Origin of the sequence: Erwinia typographi, from assembly GCF_000773975.1 — a bacterium.
Taxonomy (GTDB): Bacteria; Pseudomonadota; Gammaproteobacteria; order Enterobacterales; family Enterobacteriaceae; genus Erwinia; species Erwinia typographi.
Genome location: NZ_JRUQ01000118.1, coordinates 1 through 5,380 on the forward strand (window position 1 = coordinate 1; position 5,380 = coordinate 5,380).

Below are 5,380 nucleotides of genomic sequence, written 5' to 3' on the forward strand. Positions count from 1 at the left end.
GGCGACCGGCTGCGTTTTGCCTGCGCCCAGGCCGGCACGCATGCAACGGAATTGCTGTCAGAAAGGCTGCATGGAATGGAGAAAAAGCGATGGCTGCGAATGCCGGTTCTGGATCAGTGTGCCTGAAAAATGGATTTCAGGTTAAAAACACGGCGAAAGACAGCATTTTCATACATAAACTCACACATAGCTGCACCATAAGGGGATAGCCCATGCATGATATTCATGGTTATGTGCTATCAAAAGAAGCGATTCAATCTCCTAACCATCAAGAACGCACTAAAATATCGCTAACCGTAACATCTAGAGAATAAATTACATAACTGTCAGTGTCACCAGTATCATCGGAAACAGTCTCCAATCCCACCCACATATGATAAACACCAATATTTTCGGCGATATTATCGTTATCCTGAATTTTACAACATATAATCAGTGTTCGTGGACTGTCAGAATTACCATGAGCTTCCGCCAAATTAAATACCCCATCATCTGTACGTTGAGCGATTCTGACATTCAGTTCAAATCCCACATTATCTGTAACGCGCCTAGCCTGAACTTTGACAAAAGAATAACCAGGTTCATGACTGAGTCCTCCCGAAAATTCTCTGAAATATACGCGATAATTAAAAGATAGCATGTCTTCCCACTCACCAACTTGTAGTAATTTTTCACCAGGAAATATATCTTAATTTACAGCCAACCCAGTAAAGCTTTCTGTGTTTTGAACTTCAATATTATCTTTAATAACATCCCACAAGTGAGATGAGGAAATTCCCCTGTAAATATAATCAGGATCATAACCATCCTCACCAAATTCATCATGATATGACCCCCATATAACTCCTGAAACAAGCCCATTGTCAGCCATAATCAATGGCCCTCCAGAGTCCCCCGAGGAAGAATACGCGTCAACGAGAACCTGAACCTCGAAACTATCCCGTATTTCAGCCCTTATTTTATCAGATGTATTTTCGACTGAGTAGTAAGACGCCATTTGGTCGGACACGTCAGCAGGATAACCAACTTCATAAATAATATTCCCGATCAGAGATGATGGGGTTTCAGTACAGAGACCTAAACCTCCGACAAGTTCAGAAAGCCTTGAGTTAGTCACATCAAATTGATCAAGTTCAATTGCTGCATAATCATCATTATTGTGATTTCGATCATCTCGATTGACTGTTCCTATTAACGGGATATTTCCAGTCCCGAGAATTTTCAAATAACCATTCCCCAAATAATCGAGGAAGTTAACAAAGAACATCGTCCCACCCTCAACGACATGGCAACAGGTAATTACATAGTTACTTTTACCCAAAACCCACGAACTGCCGTTTGAAATACCCTGTTTGTAAACCCTGCCTACCTGAGGTGTGAACCCGAAGGCATCATAGTCAATATTCTTCAGCTCGATAGATGATATTCGCCCATACTCATCGGGTACATCAGATATCTTATCATTCTTAGTCGATATAGATGTCAGGCAACCGCTACAACGAGCGGTCTCTCGAGTTGAAACTACGTTTAAGTAAAAAATCCGCCCTTGAAGAGGAAGTGAACTGAATCGGGCAAATCCATTTATGTATTCCAGATTCTTACTTGTTAAAATATGATGTCCCTCTCTGCTGTCGGATGAAATGATAAAAACAACATCTTCATCAAAGGACGAAAAGGAAAAGGAATAAATGCCATTACTACCGGTATCAAGGCTAACACCATTTCCTGATATCGTTTTTTTTCGAAGAAAAAAGAAATGTGTTTTATTTCCTCTGAGTATCCTTTCAAAGTAAGTCTTGTTCCTGATGATCCTGTGGGGAATGCTGTAACATTCATGGTATTTGGATTGGCCCCTATATTTCCATACACTTTTTATCACTTAACCCATTACTGGCTCGCCGCCGCAGATATTCCCGTGGCGAACGATATCCCAGCGCACTATGCGGATGCCATTCGTTGTAATGTTCGAAGGCCTCCGCAAGGTTCTTTACCGCTGTTAACCCGTCAGGTTTCGGCATGATGCTGATGTAGTCGCGTTTCATCGTTTTGACGAAGCTCTCTGCTATGCCGTTGCTTTCCGGGCTGCGTACCGCTGTATGTTTAGGTTCAAGCCCTACCATTCTGGCGAACTGGCGCGTCTGATGAGACCGGTAGGCCGAACCGTTGTCCGTCAGCCATTCAACGGGGGATGCCGGCAGGTTGCTGCCGAAGCGTCGTTCCACCGCACCCAGCATGACGTCCTGTACGGTTTCGCTGTCATATCCACCGTTACTGGCCGCCCAGTGCAGTGCTTCACGATCGCAGCAGTCCAGTGCGAACGTTGCCTATACCACACGGTGCTCAGATCTGCGTGTGGCAAGTTTGTAGAGCCTACACGACATAGGTCAGAACCAGTATTTAATGAAATGTAACTTTCATTAAATACTGAAAATATACTCAACCGTATTCCCCTGTACAGCGCGTTCAAAACTCTGAGAACCTAATCGTATAATCGCAAATACAGAATTACGATTCACCGTATTTGTTGTACAGCAACTCGCGAACCTCATCAGCGATCTTGGACCCACGAAGAGCACAGGCTGATTTGATGGCTTTGTGGAGGCTATCGGGGATGTCGATTGTCAGCCTCTTCATTTTCTCAGTGGGCGGGGCTTCTTCTTCAACGGAGCGACTCTCCACCCATGCATCTGCGCCGGGAGCCGGTTTTGTCGGCTTTGAGCCAAACGTAATTTTTTTGCCACTCATCGTTATTGCTCCAGAATTTCGTTAACCAGGGCGCTGATTTCTTTCGACGCTGCGGAGTCAGGTTCAAGCTCGAATACAGCCTTACCCACTGCGGCAGCCTCAGCAAAAATAACACGCTGTGACACACTGGACCTGAGCAGGTCTGTTTCATAGGCCGCAAGCGCCTCGCCGACATCACGACCAATCGCAGTATTTACGATTTTACGGTTAACCACAAATAAAGATTTAAGGTTTTCCTTATATATCCTGGCTTCGCTGATAAGGTTAACCACTTCCTGTGCGGCCCAGACGTCATACGGGCTGGGCTGAACGGGGATAAGCACCAGGTCCGCCGCCATGATGGCGGAACGGGCCAGATCGGTGACGCGCGGCGGCCCGTCGATGACGATGTGATCGTAATCCCGGGTGAATTTTCCTATATCCTTATGCAGGGTTGCCCGCGGTAACCCTAGCACGGGAAAAACTGACTCTCCCTCACGGGCTGCTGCCCAGTCCAGGGCGCTCCCCTGGGGATCTGCGTCCAGCAGTAAAACACGGGCACTATCAGCTGCCAGTCTGGCAGCAATATTAACACTGAGTGTGGTTTTACCCACGCCACCTTTCTGATTCAGGACTGAGATAATCATCTTGTTCTCCATAGGTAAAGCATTGCGATTTTCTGTAAAGTCGTATTTATACAAAATAACAATTACGCTTTTAAAGCATTGTATTAATGGTGTGGTGAAGGGGCAAGACAAAAATCAGTAAATACGATTTACCGTAAAATCGTATTTACGATTAATATGAGGCCGACTTAACTGTGCCGCGCTGGCGAAAGTCCCAGCAGCTCAAGAGCGGAATCAGGCGACATTGAGAACGTCAGGTCAGGCGTCACGTCAAGCGCAAACAGCCGGGTGTACACTTCCGTATTTTCAAGCCGCCGGTGCCCCATCAGCGCCTGAACCTGCTTGATATGCACCCCGTTCATCAGCAGGTGCACCGCGTAGCTGTGCCGGAACGTGTGGGGGGTGACCGGCCGGACCGAGAAGATCACGCCATCCTGTTCAGCGCGCCTGACTGCCGCCCGGATCCAGTTACGCGGGGTTTCCTGGCTGGCCACGCTCCACACCGGCGTGGCCCTGCGGGTCATCAGCCGGAACGTGGCAAAAAATTCCTGCATGCGGCGGACGTAATCCCCATCCGGCAGCGGCAGCGCGCGGAAGGGCACTTCCAGTCGCTGTTCCCGGGTCGGGCGCCCGCGGGCGCGCGGCGCGCGCTGCTTCAGCGTGCGCAGCCTGACGAACGGCATGTCGGCATTGAAAAAGAAGTCAGACGGCGTCAGGGCGAGGGCTTCGTTGATCCGGGCCCCGGTGTTCCACAGGGTGTCGATCAGCATGCGCTGGCGTAAATCGGGCAGGCAGCGCAGCAGCACCGCGACTTCCGGCGCCAGCAGGTAGCGGGGAACGTCCAGACCGGCTGCCATGGCCATTTCCCGCAGGCGGACGGCCCGGGCGTAACCGCCGGGCGGACTGAGTGCGCTGCGTGAATTCTGTGAAATTTCGCGGGGTAAGTGACCCAATTTTTTAATCTCCGCACGCAGATAACCGGTTAAATCAGCCCCCGGGCCAGACAGGGCGCGGGCTGCGGGGCATTTTTCATACCCGTAAATTCTGCCCGGAATGCGGCCCGCAGAAAAGCGCAATAAATCGGTGATCGGTCAGGTAAGCTTAGCGCAGAAACTGGGGAAAAAACGAAATAACCGTTAAAAACACAGCAGCTAAAGCGTCGAGGGAGCAGAAAGGCACCGCAGTCCGTCCTGAAATAATCACTTAGCCTGTTGTTATGTAGTGATTTTTCATTTTCACAACGGCGCAGGAGGCCGGCTGGGGATTCCAGCGGAAATCCCCAGCCTAACAAACGAACTCAGATATCAACTTCTTCCGGACGTGATTTTTTGCGGCAGGTCACGGAATACTTCCCGTCGTCACGGAGCGACCATTCGGCGATGAGGTCGCTCTCCAGTAAGGCTAACAGAAAGGATTCAGCTTCTTCACGGTTGCTCAGTGCCGGGGGGGCCGTCTGCTGGCTGAATAATTTTTTATATTCGGCTTCATCTAACTCTGCCACAAGGTCTGAAATCTCCGACCTGCGGATATCTGTATAAACAACAAGATCGATTATAAGGCTTATTTTCTGACTGTCATTACGCGATTGCTTAATCATTCCCTTAATCACGTCACCGGACAGTTTTAAACTGTCCAGGAAGTCGTCACTATACGTCGTGATATATTTCAGCAGCAGCTCAGCCTTTTCCTTCACGCTGAAATGAGCTGAACGGCATATCTTCGTCAGTAATTCTTGAACGTAGCACGCCTTCGGCGTGAGCGGCGCTGCTACGCAGCTTCGGGAGTTTACGTGTTCGGCAGCCATCTCCGCAATTGAAGTTGCGAAGATGCCGAATATTTACATCTAAGATAATAATATTACTGAGGGTAAACACTAGCATGTCTGCGGTATATCTGTATTTTGGTTCTCATCAGAATAAGTCATTTTTATCACACCTTTGGTAATGGTTCTCTTTATTATATGAATAAAAATGTTGGTTTCAGAATAAAATAAACGCTGTTGTGTTTTTTCTAAATAGCTGCGCCGAATA

The 5,380-nt window shown here is 48.3% G+C and carries 6 protein-coding genes and 2 pseudogenes; 1 reads left to right on the forward strand and 7 read right to left on the reverse strand.

The features are described 5' to 3' along the window. Positions 1-126, forward strand: a pseudogene (locus tag NG99_RS30530) (IS91 family transposase); the annotation flags it as partial. Positions 127-268: 142 nt separating this feature from the next. Here NG99_RS30530 and NG99_RS29605 read toward each other — a convergent pair. The 7 genes and pseudogenes from NG99_RS29605 to NG99_RS27050 form a co-directional block, all read right to left on the reverse strand. Beyond that, positions 269-640 carry a hypothetical protein gene (locus NG99_RS29605; RefSeq protein ID WP_157032735.1) on the reverse strand — a complete coding sequence of 124 codons (372 nt, stop codon included), beginning with the start codon at positions 638-640 and terminating at the stop codon, positions 269-271. Positions 641-688: 48 nt separating this feature from the next. After that, positions 689-1,879 (reverse strand): S1 family peptidase, encoded by a 1,191-nt coding sequence (locus NG99_RS29010; protein ID WP_084110649.1) that lies wholly within the window; start codon positions 1,877-1,879, stop codon positions 689-691. After that, positions 1,854-2,321, reverse strand: a pseudogene (locus tag NG99_RS27030) (integrase core domain-containing protein); the annotation flags it as partial. The gene NG99_RS29010 and the pseudogene NG99_RS27030, both read right to left, overlap by 26 nt. Before the next feature lie 184 nt (positions 2,322-2,505). Next, positions 2,506-2,745 (reverse strand): plasmid partition protein ParG, encoded by a 240-nt coding sequence (locus tag NG99_RS27035; protein WP_034899922.1) that lies wholly within the window; start codon positions 2,743-2,745, stop codon positions 2,506-2,508. A gap of 2 nt (positions 2,746-2,747) precedes the next feature. After that, positions 2,748-3,425 carry a ParA family partition ATPase gene (gene parA / locus NG99_RS27040; protein ID WP_456297747.1) on the reverse strand — a complete coding sequence of 226 codons (678 nt, stop codon included), beginning with the start codon at positions 3,423-3,425 and terminating at the stop codon, positions 2,748-2,750. A 113-nt stretch (positions 3,426-3,538) separates the two neighbouring features. Further along, positions 3,539-4,303: a site-specific integrase gene (locus tag NG99_RS27045; protein ID WP_052130897.1), complete on the reverse strand. Its 765-nt coding sequence runs from the start codon at positions 4,301-4,303 to the stop codon at positions 3,539-3,541. Between the two features lie 344 nt (positions 4,304-4,647). Then, entirely contained in the window at positions 4,648-5,154 is a 507-nt protein-coding gene (locus tag NG99_RS27050) for a hypothetical protein (RefSeq protein ID WP_034899925.1), read from the reverse strand. Positions 5,155-5,380: the final 226 nt, after the last annotated feature.